The sequence below is a fragment of the Billgrantia desiderata genome (assembly GCF_900108215.1).
Classification (GTDB): domain Bacteria; phylum Pseudomonadota; class Gammaproteobacteria; order Pseudomonadales; family Halomonadaceae; genus Halomonas; species Halomonas desiderata.
Map to the genome: position 1 here is coordinate 402,963 of NZ_FNVC01000001.1, position 15,589 is coordinate 418,551.

General features: G+C 67.2%; 13 protein-coding genes. 3 read left to right on the plus strand and 10 right to left on the minus strand.

From position 1 onward, the window contains the following. Nucleotides 1–96: 96 nt before the first annotated feature. The 3 genes from C4S71_RS01905 to C4S71_RS01915 are packed head-to-tail and all read left to right on the plus strand — an operon-like array spanning nt 97 to nt 2,533. The gene (locus C4S71_RS01905) at nt 97–966 is read left to right on the plus strand and encodes an acyltransferase (protein ID WP_103968009.1); all 870 of its coding nucleotides are present in this window, start codon (nt 97–99) and stop codon (nt 964–966) included. 20 nt (nt 967–986) lie between these two features. After that, nucleotides 987–1,880, plus strand: coding sequence for a LysM peptidoglycan-binding domain-containing protein (locus tag C4S71_RS01910; protein ID WP_103968010.1), 894 nt, complete (start codon nt 987–989; stop codon nt 1,878–1,880). A gap of 11 nt (nt 1,881–1,891) precedes the next feature. Further along, nucleotides 1,892–2,533 (plus strand): alpha-ketoglutarate-dependent dioxygenase AlkB family protein, encoded by a 642-nt coding sequence (locus C4S71_RS01915; RefSeq protein ID WP_235014129.1) that lies wholly within the window; start codon nt 1,892–1,894, stop codon nt 2,531–2,533. Here the strand turns inward: C4S71_RS01915 and C4S71_RS01920 are convergent. From C4S71_RS01920 to C4S71_RS01965, 10 genes are all read right to left on the minus strand, one after another. Further along, a complete protein-coding gene (locus C4S71_RS01920; RefSeq protein WP_160113344.1) occupies nt 2,515–3,699 on the minus strand; it encodes an O-antigen ligase family protein in 1,185 nt (394 codons plus the stop codon). The genes C4S71_RS01915 and C4S71_RS01920 overlap by 19 nt on opposite strands. Before the next feature lie 228 nt (nt 3,700–3,927). Then, nucleotides 3,928–5,778 carry a glutamine--fructose-6-phosphate transaminase (isomerizing) gene (gene glmS, locus C4S71_RS01925; protein ID WP_103968013.1) on the minus strand — a complete coding sequence of 617 codons (1,851 nt, stop codon included), beginning with the start codon at nt 5,776–5,778 and terminating at the stop codon, nt 3,928–3,930. 134 nt (nt 5,779–5,912) lie between these two features. Further along, nucleotides 5,913–7,880 (minus strand): polysaccharide biosynthesis protein, encoded by a 1,968-nt coding sequence (locus C4S71_RS01930; RefSeq protein WP_103968014.1) that lies wholly within the window; start codon nt 7,878–7,880, stop codon nt 5,913–5,915. A gap of 52 nt (nt 7,881–7,932) precedes the next feature. After that, entirely contained in the window at nt 7,933–9,114 is a 1,182-nt protein-coding gene (locus C4S71_RS01935; protein WP_103968015.1) for a DegT/DnrJ/EryC1/StrS family aminotransferase, read from the minus strand. Further along, nucleotides 9,114–9,845, minus strand: coding sequence for an acetyltransferase (locus C4S71_RS01940; protein ID WP_103968016.1), 732 nt, complete (start codon nt 9,843–9,845; stop codon nt 9,114–9,116). Before C4S71_RS01940 ends, C4S71_RS01935 begins: the two co-directional genes overlap by 1 nt. Continuing rightward, the gene (locus tag C4S71_RS01945) at nt 9,838–10,437 is read right to left on the minus strand and encodes a sugar transferase (RefSeq protein WP_086511386.1); all 600 of its coding nucleotides are present in this window, start codon (nt 10,435–10,437) and stop codon (nt 9,838–9,840) included. The genes C4S71_RS01940 and C4S71_RS01945 overlap by 8 nt, the downstream gene beginning before the upstream one ends. Beyond that, entirely contained in the window at nt 10,434–11,684 is a 1,251-nt protein-coding gene (locus C4S71_RS01950; protein WP_103968017.1) for a glycosyltransferase family 4 protein, read from the minus strand. The genes C4S71_RS01945 and C4S71_RS01950 overlap by 4 nt, the downstream gene beginning before the upstream one ends. A 26-nt stretch (nt 11,685–11,710) precedes the next feature. Further along, complete coding sequence (locus C4S71_RS01955) at nt 11,711–12,829, minus strand: glycosyltransferase family 4 protein (protein WP_103968018.1); 1,119 nt, start codon at nt 12,827–12,829, stop codon at nt 11,711–11,713. Continuing rightward, nucleotides 12,789–14,129, minus strand: coding sequence for a hypothetical protein (locus C4S71_RS01960; protein WP_146064578.1), 1,341 nt, complete (start codon nt 14,127–14,129; stop codon nt 12,789–12,791). Before C4S71_RS01960 ends, C4S71_RS01955 begins: the two co-directional genes overlap by 41 nt. 18 nt (nt 14,130–14,147) lie before the next feature. Beyond that, nucleotides 14,148–15,587: a polysaccharide deacetylase family protein gene (locus tag C4S71_RS01965; protein ID WP_235014148.1), complete on the minus strand. Its 1,440-nt coding sequence runs from the start codon at nt 15,585–15,587 to the stop codon at nt 14,148–14,150. Between the last annotated feature and the right edge of the window lie 2 nt (nt 15,588–15,589).

Below are 15,589 nucleotides of genomic sequence, written 5' to 3' on the forward strand. Positions count from 1 at the left end.
TGTGCGCCTAACCGTCACACACCCGAGCGCCGCGTACCGCAGCGATTCGCTCGCGTAGGCACTTGTACAGAATTTCCCAAGGTCAAGGAGTCAGGTATGGCGCCCCTGAAAGGGCTCATCAGCGTACTGCTACTGGTGATCAACACCCTGTTCTGGTCGATCCCCCTGATTCTGTTGACCCTGCTCAAGCTGATCACCCCGACTCGCCCGCTGCGCCTAATCGTGCTGCGCGGCCTGAACGGCGTGGCACTGAACTGGATCGGCTGCAACCTGTGGTGGATGCGCCATTGGCTGAAGCCGCGGCTCGATGCCACACTGCCCGAGGGACTGTCGCCCGGGCAGCACTGGCTGGTGATCTCCAACCACCGCAGCTGGACCGACATCTTCATGCTGCTGATGGTGCTGCACCGGCGTATTCCCATGCCACGCTTCTTCCTCAAGCAGCAGCTCATCTGGATTCCCATCGTCGGCCTTGCCTGGTGGGCGCTAGAGTACCCTTTCATGCGCCGCTACAGTCGCGAGCAGATCGCACGTCGCCCCCAGCTCGCCGACGTCGACCGCAAGGCCACCGAGCTGATGTGCGAGCGGGCCCGAGAGATGCCGTTGGCGATCTTCAACTTCGTTGAAGGCACCCGATTTACCCCGGCCAAGCGCGACGCGCAGAATAGCCCATTCCGCCACCTGCTTCGGCCCAAGGCCGGCGGTGTCGCCCAGGTGCTGAGCCACCTGGGCGAACAGCTAGACGGCATCCTCGACGTCACGCTGCACTACGAGAATCCCCAGCCGACCTTCTGGGGCTTCCTGTGCGGCCGCGAAGGCCGGATTACGCTCGATGCCCGACGTCTCGACGTCCCCGAATGGATGCTCGACAGCCGTTACCATGACGACCCGCACTACAAGGAACGCTTCCATACATGGCTGAACGCCCTGTGGCAGGAAAAAGACCAGGCGCTCGACTCGCGCTGACACTGCTTTGCACTCTGTCATTGCTCCTGACCGGCTGCGCCTCGCCCAGCGGTAGCGTTCAGCGCAGCAGCGACCCTCAACGCAGCGACGCTCCAGGCATCTCTGGCGGTTGGGTCGTGGTTCAGCGCGGCGATACCCTGGGCAGCATTGCGGCACGCGCCGACGTGCCGTTGGCCCGCTTGCAACGCTTCAATCCCGACGTCAATCCCAACCGCCTGGCGGTCGGTCAGCGCCTGCTGATTCCCACCCAGCAGGAGCGCGCGCCCTCGGGCGGCCCCTACCGCTATCAGATTCGTCCCGGCGACACCTATTCGGCCGTAGCCCGACGCTTCGGCACCACGCCGGCGCGTATCCAGGCCGCCAACCCGGGGGTGGAACCGACGCGGCTGCGGGTGGGCCAGATCATTCAGGTGCCCCTGCGCGGCGGCGCCGCGGCTACGGCGAGCTCATCGGGTGCGGCGGCAAGCCGTCCGAGCAGCGCCAGCGCCCCGGCGGGGAGTTCCACACCGCCGCCACCCGCTACCGGCAACATTCCCTCTTCGGCACGCAACTGGCCGTGGCCGCTGGATGACTATCGCATCGTGCGCTCCTATGGCGCCGACAATCACGGCACCCTGCAGCCGATGCTGTTGGCCACCAACCGCGGCGCGCAGGCCAAGGCGGTGGCGGACGGCGACGTGCGCTTCGCCGGCAGCATGCGCCAGCTCGGCCGTGTGGTGATCGTGCACCACGCCGACAATCTGCAGAGCGTCTACGCGCTGTGCGACAACGTGCTGGTGACGGACGGCGCTCGCGTCACCCGGGGCACCCCGCTGTGCGATGTCGGGTTCAGCAATGCCACGGAGCGTTTCGACCTGCTGTTCGACATGCGCCTCGGCGGCAAGCCCATCGACCCCCGGCGGGTACTGCGCTAGGAGAGATGGCGATGGCGGAATGGCAACGGCTCACGGCATCACCCGCCTTGTACCGTTGCCAGGGTGTGCTCGGCGAATCCGAAGCTGACCGGGCGCTCGCGACATTGAACGCCGAGCTGGCCTGGCAGCGCCCTGCCCTGAAACTGTACGGTCGCGAGCACCCGATACCGCGCACTCAGGTATGGATGGGCGATGACGAAGCCCACTACCGCTATTCCGGGCGAGATTTCCAGCCCGAGCCCTGGCACCCCACGGTTGCGGCGCTGCGCAACAGGGTCGTCTCTCTGCTGGAGGAGCTGGGATTGCGGGCACGCTTCAACAGCGTGCTGTTGAACCGCTACGAGGACGGTAACGAGCGCATGGGCTGGCACAGCGACGACGAGCCGGAGCTGGGACGCAACCCCGTCATTGCCGCCCTCTCGCTGGGCGCCGAGAGGCCGCTGCGCTTCCGCTGGAAGCGGGGTGAAGGCGAGCCCTTCAACGTCTGGCTGCCCCACGACAGCCTGCTGGTCATGGGCCCCGGCTGTCAGGCCCAGCTGCAGCATGCGCTGCTGCCCCGGCGCATACCCGGCCTGCGCATCAGCCTGACCTTCCGCCAGGTCCTGGTGCCGGGCGGAGATTCTTCAGCCGACGATCAGCGCGCCTGTCGGTAAAGCCCCCACAGCGTGGGGATCAACAGCGCGTAGATCAGGCTACCGGCGGGATACGCCAGAAAGCAGTAGGTCAGGCCGAAGTCGATGAAGGCCACCGGCACCAGCGTGCCCGCCACGGCCAGGGCGCGGCGTTCCCCCGAGCCGGCCCCCACCCCGCGAGCGAACAGCCACAGGGGAGTGAAGTAGAGGCCCAGCAGGGCCAGGAGTCCGGGCACGCCGCGCTTGACCCAGGCATCCAGCACCTCGTTGTGGGCGTGCCAGTGGCGCGCCAGCGAGGGATGCTGCACCCCTTCGGCGCCCCGCTCACGCATGGCGGCCTGGTAGCCGCTGGCACCCCAGCCCAGCAGTGGCCGCTCGAGAATCAACTGCGACGACCCCCGCCACATTTCCAACCGGGCGCTGACCGAATTCATGTCGTCATCGCCCGCCACATAGTGGCGCAGGCTGGTGACGGCATTGTCGACCCGCTTGGCGACACCGGTCTGCGGCATCACGTAGAGGCTGCCCAGCAGGGTCACCAACGCCGCCATCAGCGTCATGCGCCAGCTCAGCGGCAGGCGCCGGCCATGCCCACGGTAGAGCACCCAGATGGCCAACGGCAGGCCGATCCAACCGCCACGGGAACCGGACAGGGCCGAGGTGATCAACCCCGCCAGGCCGCCGGCGATCAGCAGCAAAGACCAGGGCCAACGCTCGCGGCGGGCAAACGACCAGCTCAGCCCTGCCAGACACAGCAGCCCCATCAACAAGCCCAGGTTGCCGAACAGAATGGCATGCAACGGCTCATGCCCGTCGGCCCGGTGGGTGCGCTCGATGATACGCTGCCACATCGCCCAGCTGCCGGCCGCCAGACTGCCCAGCGCCAGGCCGCCCCACAGCCAGGTGGCCGCCACCCGCACCCGGGCGAAGGCCACCAGCGCGATCAGGCCAAGCGCAAAGGGCCAGGCATCGGCCAGCCCCTCGCCGCCCTCGCCATGCACCAGCAGCATGCCGATCCAGACCAGCCCCTGAGCGCTCAGCGCCAAGACCAGCAGCAGATCCTCCCGTTGCGGGAAGGCTTCGACCTGGCTTTCGCTTGCCAGCCAGGCCGCTGCCAGCAACAGCAGCGGCACGCCGATCAGGGTCACCCAGGGCAGCACCAGCAGCCCGGCCCCCAGCAGCAGCATGGCCGCGGCTCCAAGCCAGGCCTGGCATTGCATTTTCGTCTGTCGCGGCAAGGAACCGGACAGCGGTCGACAGGAGTCGTTTTCGATCATGGCAAAATCTCGTCCGTGGATGCACTGCCGTCAGCGACGCCGGGGTTACGCCCTCCTGGCTTACCCGGCGCCACTCACCACGTCACCTCATAGAATACGTCACCTCGTTGAATAGAGAGTGGCGCCCCTTGGCATCGCTTACTCCACGGTGACGGATTTCGCCAGGTTACGGGGTTGGTCCACGTCGGTACCACGCGCCACCGCTACATGATAGGCCAGAAGCTGCAGCGGCACGGTATAGGCGATCGGGGCCAGGAAACGACAGCAGCCGGGTACCTTCACCACCGTCATGCCATCGCCCTGCTCCAAGCCGCTTTCCGGATCGGCAAACACCAGCAGTTGGCCGCCGCGGGCGCGCACCTCCGCCAGGTTGGACTTGAGCTTCTCGAGCAGCTCGTCCTTGGGCGCCAGCGCCACCACCGGCATGCTGGCATCGATCAACGCCAGCGGACCGTGCTTCAGCTCCCCCGCCGCATAGGCCTCGGCGTGGATGTAGGAGATCTCCTTGAGCTTCAGTGCCCCCTCCATGGCGATGGGCATCTGCGCGCCACGCCCGAGGAACAGGGTATGGCGGTAGTCGCAGAAGCGCTTGGCCAGGCTGGCGATCTCGCCCTCGAGCTTGAGCGTATCGCCGAGCAGCGTGGGCAGATAGCGCAGGTGATGAACGACTCTCGCGGTCAGCTCCTCATCGCCGCCGCGCAGCTGGCGCAAGCCCAGCGCCACCAGCATCAACGCCGTCAGCTGGGTGGTGAAGGCCTTGGTCGATGCCACGCCGATCTCGGGTCCGGCATGGGTCATCAGGCTGAGGTCGGACTCGCGCACCAGCGAGCTGCCCGGGACGTTGCAGATCGACAGTGCCCCGATGTAGCGATCCGGGCGCTGCTTGCGCGCATGACGCAGCGCGGCCAGGGTATCGGCGGTCTCGCCCGACTGGGAGAGCGTCAGCAGCAGGGTCCCGGGGGGAGTCGCCACGTCGCGATAGCGATACTCCGAGGCGATCTCCACCTGACAGGGAACCCCGGCCAGGGATTCGATCCAGTAGCGCGCCACCATGGCGGCGTGGTAGCTGGTGCCGCAGGCCACCAGGTGGATCTGGCGGGCTTCGCCCAGCAGCGCACGCGTGCGGGGCCCGAAGGCTTCCACCAGCACCCGGTCGCTGCCCAGCCGCCCTTCCAACGCGTTGGCCACGGCCACCGGCTGCTCATGAATCTCCTTGAGCATGTAGTGCTCGAACTCGCCCTTGCCTGCCACCATGTCGTCGTGTTCGTAGCGCAGCACTTCCCGCACTACCGGCTGGCGCCGGCCGGCTGCGTCGAGCTCGTGCACGACGCAGCCGGCGCGGGTGACCTCCACCAAGTCGCCATCCTCCAGGTAGATGAAGCGATCGGTCACCGTGAGCAGCGCCAGAGGGTCGGAGCCCAGGTAGCAGCCCTGCTCGGCGATGCCGACCACCAGGGGGCTGCCATGCCGCGCGCCGACGACGCGGTCGGGCCTGTCGGCATCGATCACGCCCAGCGCGTAAGCACCTTCGAGGCGGGCGACCACCGCATCGACCGCGGCCAGCAGCTCTCCCCGGGCCTTCAGCTCGCGCTCGACCAGGTGCGCCACCACCTCGGTATCGGTGGCGGAAGTGAAGACGTAGCCGTCGGCCATCAGCTCGGCCTTGAGCGTCTGATGATTCTCGATGATGCCGTTGTGCACCACGGCGACACGCCCCGAGACATGAGGGTGTGCGTTGTCCTGACTCGGCTCGCCATGGGTCGCCCAGCGGGTGTGGGCCACGCCGGCGATGCCGGTCAGCGGCGAGGTCGCGAGCAGCCGCTCCAGGGCCGCTACCTTGCCCACCTCACGGGCTCGGCCCAGCTTTCCGGGCGCTTCCACCAGGGCCACGCCGGCCGAATCGTAACCTCGATATTCGAGGCGCTTGAGTCCTTCCATCAGTATGGGCAGGACGTTGTCCGAACCCACGGCAGCTACGATGCCACACATGTTCTCTTCTCCATGAAGGCGCCGCGACCTGCGGCCGCGAACGATGACTACGGGCAATGACTTCGCGCTGCGATGCAGCGGCTGCGATGAGGGCCAGCCGCCGGACGTCCCGGTCCGACGGACGCAGGCAACGTCTATTTGTGACGCTCGAGCACCGGGCGCAGCGGCGTCACCGCCGCACTCGAGACCGGCTCCAGCGCCTCGCGGCGACGCTTCTCCAGCCACACCAGGTCGACGATGCCACCCTCCGGACGGTAGGCCGTGGGCGCTTCTAGCAGCAGCCGACGAATGCCGTCGTGATGGAAGTTGCGGCATGCCTCGAACAGCCGGTCGAGGAAATTCTCGAGGCGCGGCCACTCCCAGAACACTTCCTGAGCGGTCATGATGCGCGGATGCGAGGTGGCGGCGACGTCGTCGCCCACCAGCAGCTCCTCGTAGAGCTTCTCTCCCGGACGCAGTCCGCTGTAGGCGATGGCGATGTCGCCGTCGGGATTGCGTTCGTCACGCACCTTGAGCCCCGACAGGCGGACCATCTGCCGCGCCAGGTCGGCGATGCGTACCGGCTCGCCCATGTCGAGCACGAACACATCGCCGCCACGGGCCATGGCGCCGGCCTGGATGACCAGCTGAGCCGCTTCGGGGATGGTCATGAAGAAACGCGTGATGTCCGGATGGGTCACGGTGATCGGCCCGCCGGCCTGGATCTGCTGGCGAAACAGCGGCACCACCGAGCCGCTGGAGCCCAGCACGTTGCCGAAGCGCACCATGCAGAAGCGAGTGGCGCTCTGCTGCCGGGCGAAGGCCTGGCAGACCAGCTCGGCCAGGCGCTTGGTGGTGCCCATCACGTTGGTCGGCCGCACCGCCTTGTCGGTGGAAACCAGCACGAAGGTCTCGACGCCGGCATCGATCGCCGAGCGCGCTGCCGAGAGGGTGCCGAAGACATTGTTCTGCACCCCCTCGACCACGTTGTGCTCCACCATCGGCACGTGCTTGTAGGCCGCTGCGTGATAGACCGTCTGCACCTCGTAGGCCTTCATCACGGTGGTCAGGCGCTGACGGTGCTGCACCGAGCCCATCAGGGCCTCGACGCGCACCTCGAGCCCCTCTTCCGCCGCGATACGAAGCAGATCCTGCTCGATGCGATAGAGCGCGAACTCGGAGAGGTCGAGCAGCAGCAGGCGTCCCGGGCCGTGACGCAGGATCTGACGACACAGCTCGGAGCCGATGGAACCACCCGCGCCGGTCACCAGCACCACCTTGCCGCGAATGTTAGCGTCCATCAGGGTGGGATTGGGTGGCACCGGGTCGCGTCCCAGCAGGTCCTCCACCGCTACGTCGCGCACTTCGCTGATGCGCGCGCGTCCCGTGACCATGTCGACCACGCCGGGGATCGTCTGCACCGGAAAGCCCTGAGGTTCGAGTTCGGCCAGGATCTCGCGGCGGCGCGCCCGGCTGGCGCTGGGCACGGCGAGCAGCACGCGCTCGGCGCCGTAGGTGTCGGCCAGGTAGCCGAGCTGGCGCGGCGGATAGACCTTGAGCCCTTCGATGTAGGTGTTCTGCAGGCTCAGCGCATCGTCGACGAAGGCGATCGGCAGGTACTCCTGGCCGTGGGTGAGCGAGGCCGCCAGCTGGCGCCCGGCCGAGCCGGCGCCGTAGATCACCACCCGCGGCTTGTGGCGAATCTGGCTGCGCAGGTAGATGGCACGCAGGCCGAAACGCACCCCGCCGATGGTGAGCAGCGCCAGCATGGCGTAGATGAACGGCACGCTGCGCGGTATGCCCAGCGCGAACAGGTAGCTGACCAGCGGCAGCGACAGCGCCGAGACCACCACCCCGACCACCACCGCACGAATCGCCTTGGGGCCGAGGTAGCGAATCACCGCGCGGTAGAAGCCCAGCCGGACGTAGATCGCCAGGCTCAGCGGAATCAGCACCAACAGCGCCAGCCAGGTGCTCGCTTCGGAGAGAGGCGTCCAGCTCTCCAGGCGCAGCAGCATGGCCAGCAGAAAGCTCGCCGCGATCAGTACGCAGTCCACCATCAACTGGATGGTGCGCTTCTGACGCCGCGGCAGGCGGAACAGGGATTGCAGCAGGTTTCGCATGACGTCTCTCCATGACCGCGGGCATTGGGCACGCCCGCTTGATTGCGATGCCTCAGGCGGTTGCCCTGGCCATCACGTCTTCCAGCACTGCACAGGTGCGCGCGATCTCCGCCTCCGTCAGGGTCGGGTGACAGAGGAACATCAGGCTGGTCTCGCCAAGTTCACGCGCCACGGCAAGCGGCCGCTCGGGTCGCCAGCCGGTACCGTCGAAGGCCTTCTCGCGATACACCTCGGAGCAGGAGCCGGAAAAGCACGGCACCCCGGCGGCAACGATCTCCGCCATGATGCGGTCGCGGTCCCAGCCCGGCGCCAGCCGCTGCGGTTCGACGAAGACATAACACTTGTAGGCCGCATGCTCGCAGTGGGCGGGAAGCGCGGGCACGCGCAGCGCCTTGCAGCTGGCCGCGGCCTGCCAGATACGCCCGGCGTTAGCCTGTCGTGCCGCCTTCCAGCGGGGCATGCGCTCCAGTTGAATGCGGCCGATGGCGGCCTGCATCTCGGTCAGCCGCCAGTTGGTGCCGAAGCTCTCGTGCAGCCAGCGAAAGCCGGGGGGATGCTCCCGCTCGTAGACCGCCTCCCAGCTCTTGCCGTGATCCTTGAAGGCCCACATGCGCTGCCACAGCTCGGCATCGCTGGTGGTGACCATGCCGCCCTCGCCGCCGGTGGTCATGATCTTGTCCTGGCAGAACGACCAGCAGCCCACGTGGCCGATGCTGCCCACGCTGCGCCCGCGATAGCGCGCGCCGTGGGCTTGGGCGCAGTCCTCGATCACGTAGAGGTCGTGCGCCTTCGCCAGCGCCATCAACTCATCCATTTCGCAGGGCCAGCCGGCCAGGTGCACGGCAACGATGGCTCGGGTACGCGGCGTGATCTTCTCGGCCACGCTGGCAGCGGTGACGTTCTGCGAATCGCGATCGACGTCGGCGAATACCGGCCGGGCCCCTGCCATGACGATGCTCGAGACCGACGCCAGGAAGGTGCGCGAGGTGACGATCACTTCGTCATCCGGGTTCTCGCCGATACCGAGCCCGTACAGGGCGAGGTCGAGCGCCACGGTACCGTTGGCCACGGCGATGGCGTATTCGCTGTCGGCGAAACGCCGAAACTCACGCTCGAAATCGCGGCATTCGCTGCCGGTCCAGTAGTTGACCCGGTTGGAAAGCAGCACGCGGGCCACCGCATCGGCCTCCTCCTGGGAAAAGGCCGGCCAGGGGGAAAAGGGTCCATTGAGCATTACGATCTTCCTTGAGGTGAAGGCAGGTTCAGGCGAAGCACGTTCGAGGCGTCGGCAAGCGGATCGTCGGCGAGCGGATCGTCGACGGCATCCGCAGGGGATGACGACAGCGGACGCGCCGGCACCCCGCCGACCACTTGGCGGTCACCGACGTTGGCGACCACTGCCGCACCGGCACCCACCATCGCACCCTCGCCGATGGTCATGCCCTGGCGCACTGCGGCGCCGGCGCCGATCCAGCTGGTGCGTCCGATCTCGGCGTCGCCGGCCACGTTGGCCCCCGGGGCGACATGCACACAGGCCCCCAGCCGGCAGTCATGACCCACGCTGGCACAGGTGTTGACGATGCAGCCCTCGCCAAGCTCGGCAAAGGCGTTGATGACGGCACCTGCCACCACCACACAGCCGGCTCCCAACCTGGCCAGCGGGCTGATCGTGGCGCGCGGATGCACCAGTGTGACTACCCGGGCGCCATGGGCCAGCAGTGCCTCGAGCTTGGCCTCGCGGATGCCGTTGTGGCCGATGGCCACGATCACCCCATCGAAACCGGGCAGATCGTGCAGCAGCATGGGCAGGGTGCCACGCACCTCCCAGTGCTCGTGCCGGGTCATGCGCGGCCAGGCATCGTCGTAGAAGGTCAGATCCTGCCAGCCGCTCTGGATGGCAATGTCGGCCACGACCTTGCCATGCCCGCTGGCGCCAAGGATGGCCAGGCGACGACGGTTACTCATGGTGGCTCCCTCCACGGAATCTCGGCATGGCGACATCGCCGTCGTGGGCAATGCCCTCACGCACCAGCACCTTCTTCACGGTCAGCAGCAGGATGCGCAGGTCGAGCCACAGCGAGCGGTTGTCGACGTACCACACGTCGAGTTCGAACTTCTGCTCCCAACTGAGCGCATTGCGGCCATTGACCTGAGCCCAGCCGGTCACGCCCGGACGCACCTCATGACGGCGAGCCTGGCGCGGCGTATAGAGCGGCAGATACTCCATCAGCAGCGGGCGCGGGCCGACCAGGCTCATGTCGCCTTTGAGCACGTTCCACAGCTCCGGCAGCTCGTCGAGGCTGGTGGCGCGCAGCACGCTGCCCAACTTCGTCATGCGCTGGGCGTTGGGCAGCGGCTGACCGTTGCTGTCCACGGCGTCGAGCATGGTGCGGAACTTGACCATCTCGAAAGGTCGTCCGTGGAGTCCCGGTCGGGTCTGCCGGAACAGCACCGGGGCACCGAGCTTGAGCCGCACCAGCAGTGCCACCACGAGCATGACCGGGGAAAGCAGGATCAGAGCCAGTAGAGAAACCACGATATCGAACAGTCGCTTCATCGTTTTTCATCCATGACGTCGTTCATGATGTCGGCCAGACGCTCGGCCAGGATCCGGTAGTCGTAGACGGCTTCCATGTGCGCCCGCCCCGCCCGCCCCATACGGGCCCGCTCCTCGGCCGGCAGCGCCGCCAGGCGCTTGATCGCTTCGGCCAGCACCAGCGGGTCCTCCGGCGGCACCGTGATGCCTGCACCGGCGTCGGCCACCGGGTCGTTGACCGCCGCCGAGGCGATGATCACCGGGCGGGAGGCGGCCATGTAGTCGAACAGCTTGTTCATGCTGATACCGAAGCGATACAGCCTGGGCAGGTCGCGCACGGTGATGACGAAGGCGTCGGCCTCGCCGGCCAGGGCCGGAATCTCGCGCTTGGCCACCGGCGGCTCGAAGCTCACCCAGCGCCCGTCCAGTCCGAGCGCACCGGCCTGGCGGATCAGCGCCTGCTTGGCCGGTCCCTCGCCGATCAGGCGCAGTCGCACCGGCACGGCGTCGCCGTTCGCGTCCCGCTTGACGATCGCCATTGCCTCCAGCAGGTGCGAGAGTCCGTTGGCCTCGCCGTGGCTGCCGAAATACATCAGCGTCAGGGGCATCTCACGCGGCCGCGGAAGCGGCGGGCCGGGATCGGGAAAGTCGGCCAGGTCGACCCCGTTGGAGAGCCACTCCACGCGCTCCTTCGGCACGCCCAGCGGAGCGATGTAGTCCACTGCCCGAGGCAGCAACGTCAGCACGCGTCGGGCGCGTCGATAGAGGAAGATCTCCAGCGCGCGCAGTGCCCGGGTCAGCAGCGCCCCTTCGCGCAGGCGGCCCATGTCGATCAGCGTCTGCGGCCACAGATCGCGCACCTCGAACACGAACGGCACGCGGTGGCGACGAGCCAGCCACCAGCCCGCCAGGGCGGCGAAAGGGTGCACGCTGGAGCCGATGATCAGATCGGGGCGCTCCAGCTCCGCCAGGCGCGAAGGCCGTATCGCCTGCCAGGCGTACTCCAGCATGTTCTTCATGCGCCCACCGCCGTTGCCGCGGTAGCTGGAAGTACGCAGCCACAGGAAACGCACTTCACCGCAGGTTTCCAGCCGCCAGCGCTCACCCTCCTGGAGACGCTGTTCGCCGCTGGGGTGATCGACGCTCGAGGCGATCAGCGTGGCGTGCCAGCCCTGGGCCGGCAGGTGACGGGCCAGCTGATAGTGCCGGGCGCCGCCGGCCGCACCGGGATGCTTGGCATAGTGATTCAGGATCCAGACGTGTCTCATGCCATCCTCAGTTAGCGGGAAAGAGATCAGCGGGAAAGGGTGCGGTAGGTGTCCAGCAGCTTGCGTTCCTCCTGCTGCCAGTTGTAGCGCTCGGCGACGGCCCGCTGGCCGTTGCGCCCCATCTCCCGGGCGCGCTCGGGGTGGCTCACGATGAAGTCGATGGCCTCGGCGATCGCGTCGGGATCGAGCGGATCGACGCAGATGCCGCAGTCGCTGCCCTCGACGATCTCCCGCCACAGGGGAAAGTCGGAAGCGATCACCGGCAGGCCGGCGCTCATGTACTCGAACATCTTCACCGGCAAGGCATCGAGATAGTTGATGATCGGGTGCAGCGTCACCAGACCGGCGATGGAGCCGGCCATGACCTGGCGTACGCCGGCGCGATCAACGTAGCCGTGCGCCTCCACCCGCGCCCAGCCGGCATAGGTCATGACCTCCTGCTCGAGCGAGAGCTGCTTGAAATCGCCGGCGAGCTGCAGGCGACACTCGTGCTCGACTCTCTCCATGGCGCGCACGAGCTCGCGTATGCCGCGCACCTCGGCGATACCGCCGACGTAGCAGACGGACAGCGCCTCACCGACAGCGGCGGTCAGACGGGCATCGGGCGCCCCGTCGAGTTCGCCCTGCATGGGAAAGTTGTTGATGTCGACGACCCGGGGATGGAACTCCTCGAAGCGGTCGCGAATGTAAGGGGTCGCCGCCACCACCGCATCGAAGTGCCGGCAGACCCGGCGCTGGTAGGTCTCGACACCGCGGGACAGCACTCGCCGTACGAACTTGTTCAGGTAGTGCTTGGCCAGCATCTGACGCGGCAGGTCTTCGTGGGCGTCGTAGACCACGCACTTGCCCTGCCGTTTGAGGCGACGCCCCACCGGCATCAGCTCGGGATCGTGCAGATGATAGACGTCGGCATCCAGTTGCCTGGCCTGCTCATGGACGCGCTGCGTGGTCTTCATTACGCGCTTGAGGCGTCCGGGCAGTCTGCCCACGTCGACGATGGCGACGCCATCGCGCTCCTCGTCTCCCTCACCGTCGGCCACCACCAGCGTCACCGAATAGCCGGCTGCGGCCAGCGAGCGGCACTGCTTGTGAAAGATGCGGGTATCAAAGCGCGGATGGGCGGAGGTCAGATGTACCACTTTCATTGTCGTTGCATCCTTGTGAATCCCTGGCAGCGTCATGCTGCCCCGGTGCGCCACGACGAGTACCGGCTGGCCCGGCCTGCTGCGTGGCATCACTGCTCTGTGGCTGACGCGAAGCGACCAGGGCATTGGCGAAGGCGCCCCAACCCAGCGCGGGCAATGGCCAGAACACCGGCTTGGCCAGCACGATCAGCAACAGGCAGACGAAGTTGATGGAGAAGGCGAACACCCACCGGGCATCCCGCGCTCCGACGAAAAGCAGGCGATAGGTCGAGCCGACGAAGGCGCTGACGGTGAGGCCGAGGTAGAGCACGAAGCCCAACAGGCCGTAGTTGACCCAGGCCGAGAGCATGCTGTGGGCATAGCCGCCGGTCAGCTCGGCCGAACTGATGTGACCGCCGAAGCGACCCAGCAGCGGATTGGCCAGTATCTGCTCGGTGGCACGCTGGCCCAGGTTCTGCCGCGCCAGCCAGGAGCTGGTGCCCGACAGGTCGAGCACCTGCAGTTGGCGACTCCCGGCCAGCGCCTCGAACTGACTGACCACCACGGCGATCAGGGCGGCGATGACCGCCAGCAAGGTCAGCATGTACTTGACGCTCATGCCCGCCCACAGCAGCAGCAGTACCAGCGTCAGTGCAAGGAAGGCGTACAGCTCCGAGCGCGCGCCCAGCACGAACATGACGAAGGCCCCTAGCACGATCAGCCCGGCCCGTACCACGGCGCGCTCGCTGATCGCGATCAGGAACACCAGCAGCACCAGAGCGCTGCGCGCATAACCCTGATAGGTGGAGACGTTCTCGCCGCCCTCCTCGACCATGCGCCGGGCAAAGAACATCCACTGGCCGGTGGTCGCCACATGGAACAGCAGGTAGCCGGCGATCAGCGCAAAGGCCAGCCAGAAGGCGCGTGCCAGCCGTGGGGAGTCCAGCGGCACGCGGTATCCCATGATGAACAGCACCAGCCACAGCACCAGCGTCTCGATGGTCTGGATCAGTGCCGCACGCATGATGCCGCCGCCCACCAGGCCATAGTTGGCCACCGCCCACAGCAACACATAGGCGAAGAAAGCGAAGGTCAGCAGTGCATAGCCGCGGGTCGCGCTCAGCAGCACGTGGAGCTGGGAGGACAGCAGCGCACAGTAGACGACGAACAGCATCACCGACACCACGCCGAACAGGCCGCCCAGCAGCGCCGGGATCATCCCCATCGCCACCAGGGTGTGATAGAGGATGAAACCGGGAAAGAGCACGAAGAAGCCAAGCGCCGAAGCGCGCTTGGTCAGGGCATCACCGGAAAGGACCATGAGCGCTACCCCGGCCACTCAGGCATCCAGCACGCGCTGGTAGAGCGCCCGCTGAGCCGAAGTGGTCAACTCCGAGTTGTGCCACAGCAGGGTGAAGGTGCCCCCCACCGCGCGGCAGCGGGCCTTGAGCCGGCTGAAGCACTCGAAGGCCTCCTCGCCCACGCCGAGCCCCAGGTAGAGCGGCGAGATCACCGAGGCCTCCATGGCGATGAGCGGGCGGATACGCAGCGGCAGCGGCTCGCCCTTGACCGGATCGAAAGCGGGATACTCGAAGCAGGTACCGCAGCGGAATCCGGGCGCTTCGGCATAGCCCAGCGTGGTGTCGTAATCCAGCCCCGCCTGAACGTAGCCCTGCAGCGTCAGCGGCATCTGCCAACGCAGATAGTGCATGCGGCCGCCCCACTGCTCCTGCTCGATGCCCTCCTCGGCACACACCCGGCGCAGGCGCTCGGCTTCGTTGGCCAGCTCCTTGGGGTTGCGGAAGGTGTGATAGCTGGGATGCAGGCCGACCTCGTGACCGCGCTCGTGTATCTGCCGCATCAAGTGACGCATGGCCGGATGCTCCGGCTCGTAGTCGGCATCCTTGCGCGGATCGGTACGCCCGCAGATGAAATAGAAGGCACTGGTCAGGCCGTGACGCTCGGAGACATTCATCAGCCAGTCGAAGGTATTGAGCGGGTCCAGCGGGTGCAGCCGACGCCGGGTTCGCAGGCGTACCCACGGCGCCACCAGCAGCGCCTGGGGCCGGCGGTTGCGCAATACGTCGCCGGCGATGACGCGTGCCAGACGCACGTCATGGGCGAAGCCGTAGCGACTGGGACGGTCGACGTCGTGGGTCGGGCGTTGAGTGAAGCGGTGCTGGCGCAGCACCGCCCGGGGCCACTGACAGCGAATCACCTGGCCCAGCACGGCCAGCCATTCGTCGACCACGGGCCGATCGATGTAGCCGTGGCGGCCGGCATGGGAGGCGCTGGCGGGAAAACGGCAGTGACGGTCGAGCACCTGAGCATCGACTTCCTCCTGGCGTGACAGCATCCAGAAGGTCAGGCCGAGAATGTCGTAGTGCACCGCCAGGCCGCCCGTCACCGGCTCGACCAGAGGCCGCGGCAGGCTAGCCGCACCCGGTGCCGGCAGCGGCATGTCCAGCGGCGCACTGAAGCCTTCGCTCGTCGCATCCCACTGGGTATGGGGCAGCTCGATGCCGCTCAGATAGAAGCCCGGCTGCAGGCGGTCGAACAGCACGTGGCCTGCCTCGCCTGCGTGACGCAGATAGAGCCGCTCGGGGCCGTCGCGCTCGAGCCGCAGCGGTACGCCGAAGCGCTCGTGCAGTACCTGCTCCAGCCAGGCCAGCACCGGCTCGCCGGCGGTGGATGCAGCAGACGAATCTTCCGGCAGGCGCGCGGCTTCCAGCGTCGCCTCCTGCCGGGCCCGGGAATTCCGGTCGTAGAGTGCGGTCATCT

Excerpts from the sequence above, each read along its gene's own strand:
- C4S71_RS01905 (WP_103968009.1), top strand. The coding sequence starts at position 97 with ATGGCGCCCCTGAAAGGGCTCATCAGCGTACTGCTACTGGTGATCAAC.
- C4S71_RS01915 (WP_235014129.1), top strand. The coding sequence starts at position 1,892 with ATGGCGGAATGGCAACGGCTCACGGCATCACCCGCCTTGTACCGTTGC.
- C4S71_RS01920 (WP_160113344.1), bottom strand. The coding sequence starts at position 3,699 with ATGCTGCTGCTGGGGGCCGGGCTGCTGGTGCTGCCCTGGGTGACCCTG.
- glmS (WP_103968013.1), bottom strand. The coding sequence starts at position 5,778 with ATGTGTGGCATCGTAGCTGCCGTGGGTTCGGACAACGTCCTGCCCATA.
- C4S71_RS01930 (WP_103968014.1), bottom strand. The coding sequence starts at position 7,880 with ATGCGAAACCTGCTGCAATCCCTGTTCCGCCTGCCGCGGCGTCAGAAG.
- C4S71_RS01935 (WP_103968015.1), bottom strand. The coding sequence starts at position 9,114 with ATGCTCAATGGACCCTTTTCCCCCTGGCCGGCCTTTTCCCAGGAGGAG.
- C4S71_RS01940 (WP_103968016.1), bottom strand. The coding sequence starts at position 9,845 with ATGAGTAACCGTCGTCGCCTGGCCATCCTTGGCGCCAGCGGGCATGGC.
- C4S71_RS01945 (WP_086511386.1), bottom strand. The coding sequence starts at position 10,437 with ATGAAGCGACTGTTCGATATCGTGGTTTCTCTACTGGCTCTGATCCTG.
- C4S71_RS01950 (WP_103968017.1), bottom strand. The coding sequence starts at position 11,684 with ATGAGACACGTCTGGATCCTGAATCACTATGCCAAGCATCCCGGTGCG.
- C4S71_RS01955 (WP_103968018.1), bottom strand. The coding sequence starts at position 12,829 with ATGAAAGTGGTACATCTGACCTCCGCCCATCCGCGCTTTGATACCCGC.
- C4S71_RS01960 (WP_146064578.1), bottom strand. The coding sequence starts at position 14,129 with ATGGTCCTTTCCGGTGATGCCCTGACCAAGCGCGCTTCGGCGCTTGGC.
- C4S71_RS01965 (WP_235014148.1), bottom strand. The coding sequence starts at position 15,587 with ATGACCGCACTCTACGACCGGAATTCCCGGGCCCGGCAGGAGGCGACG.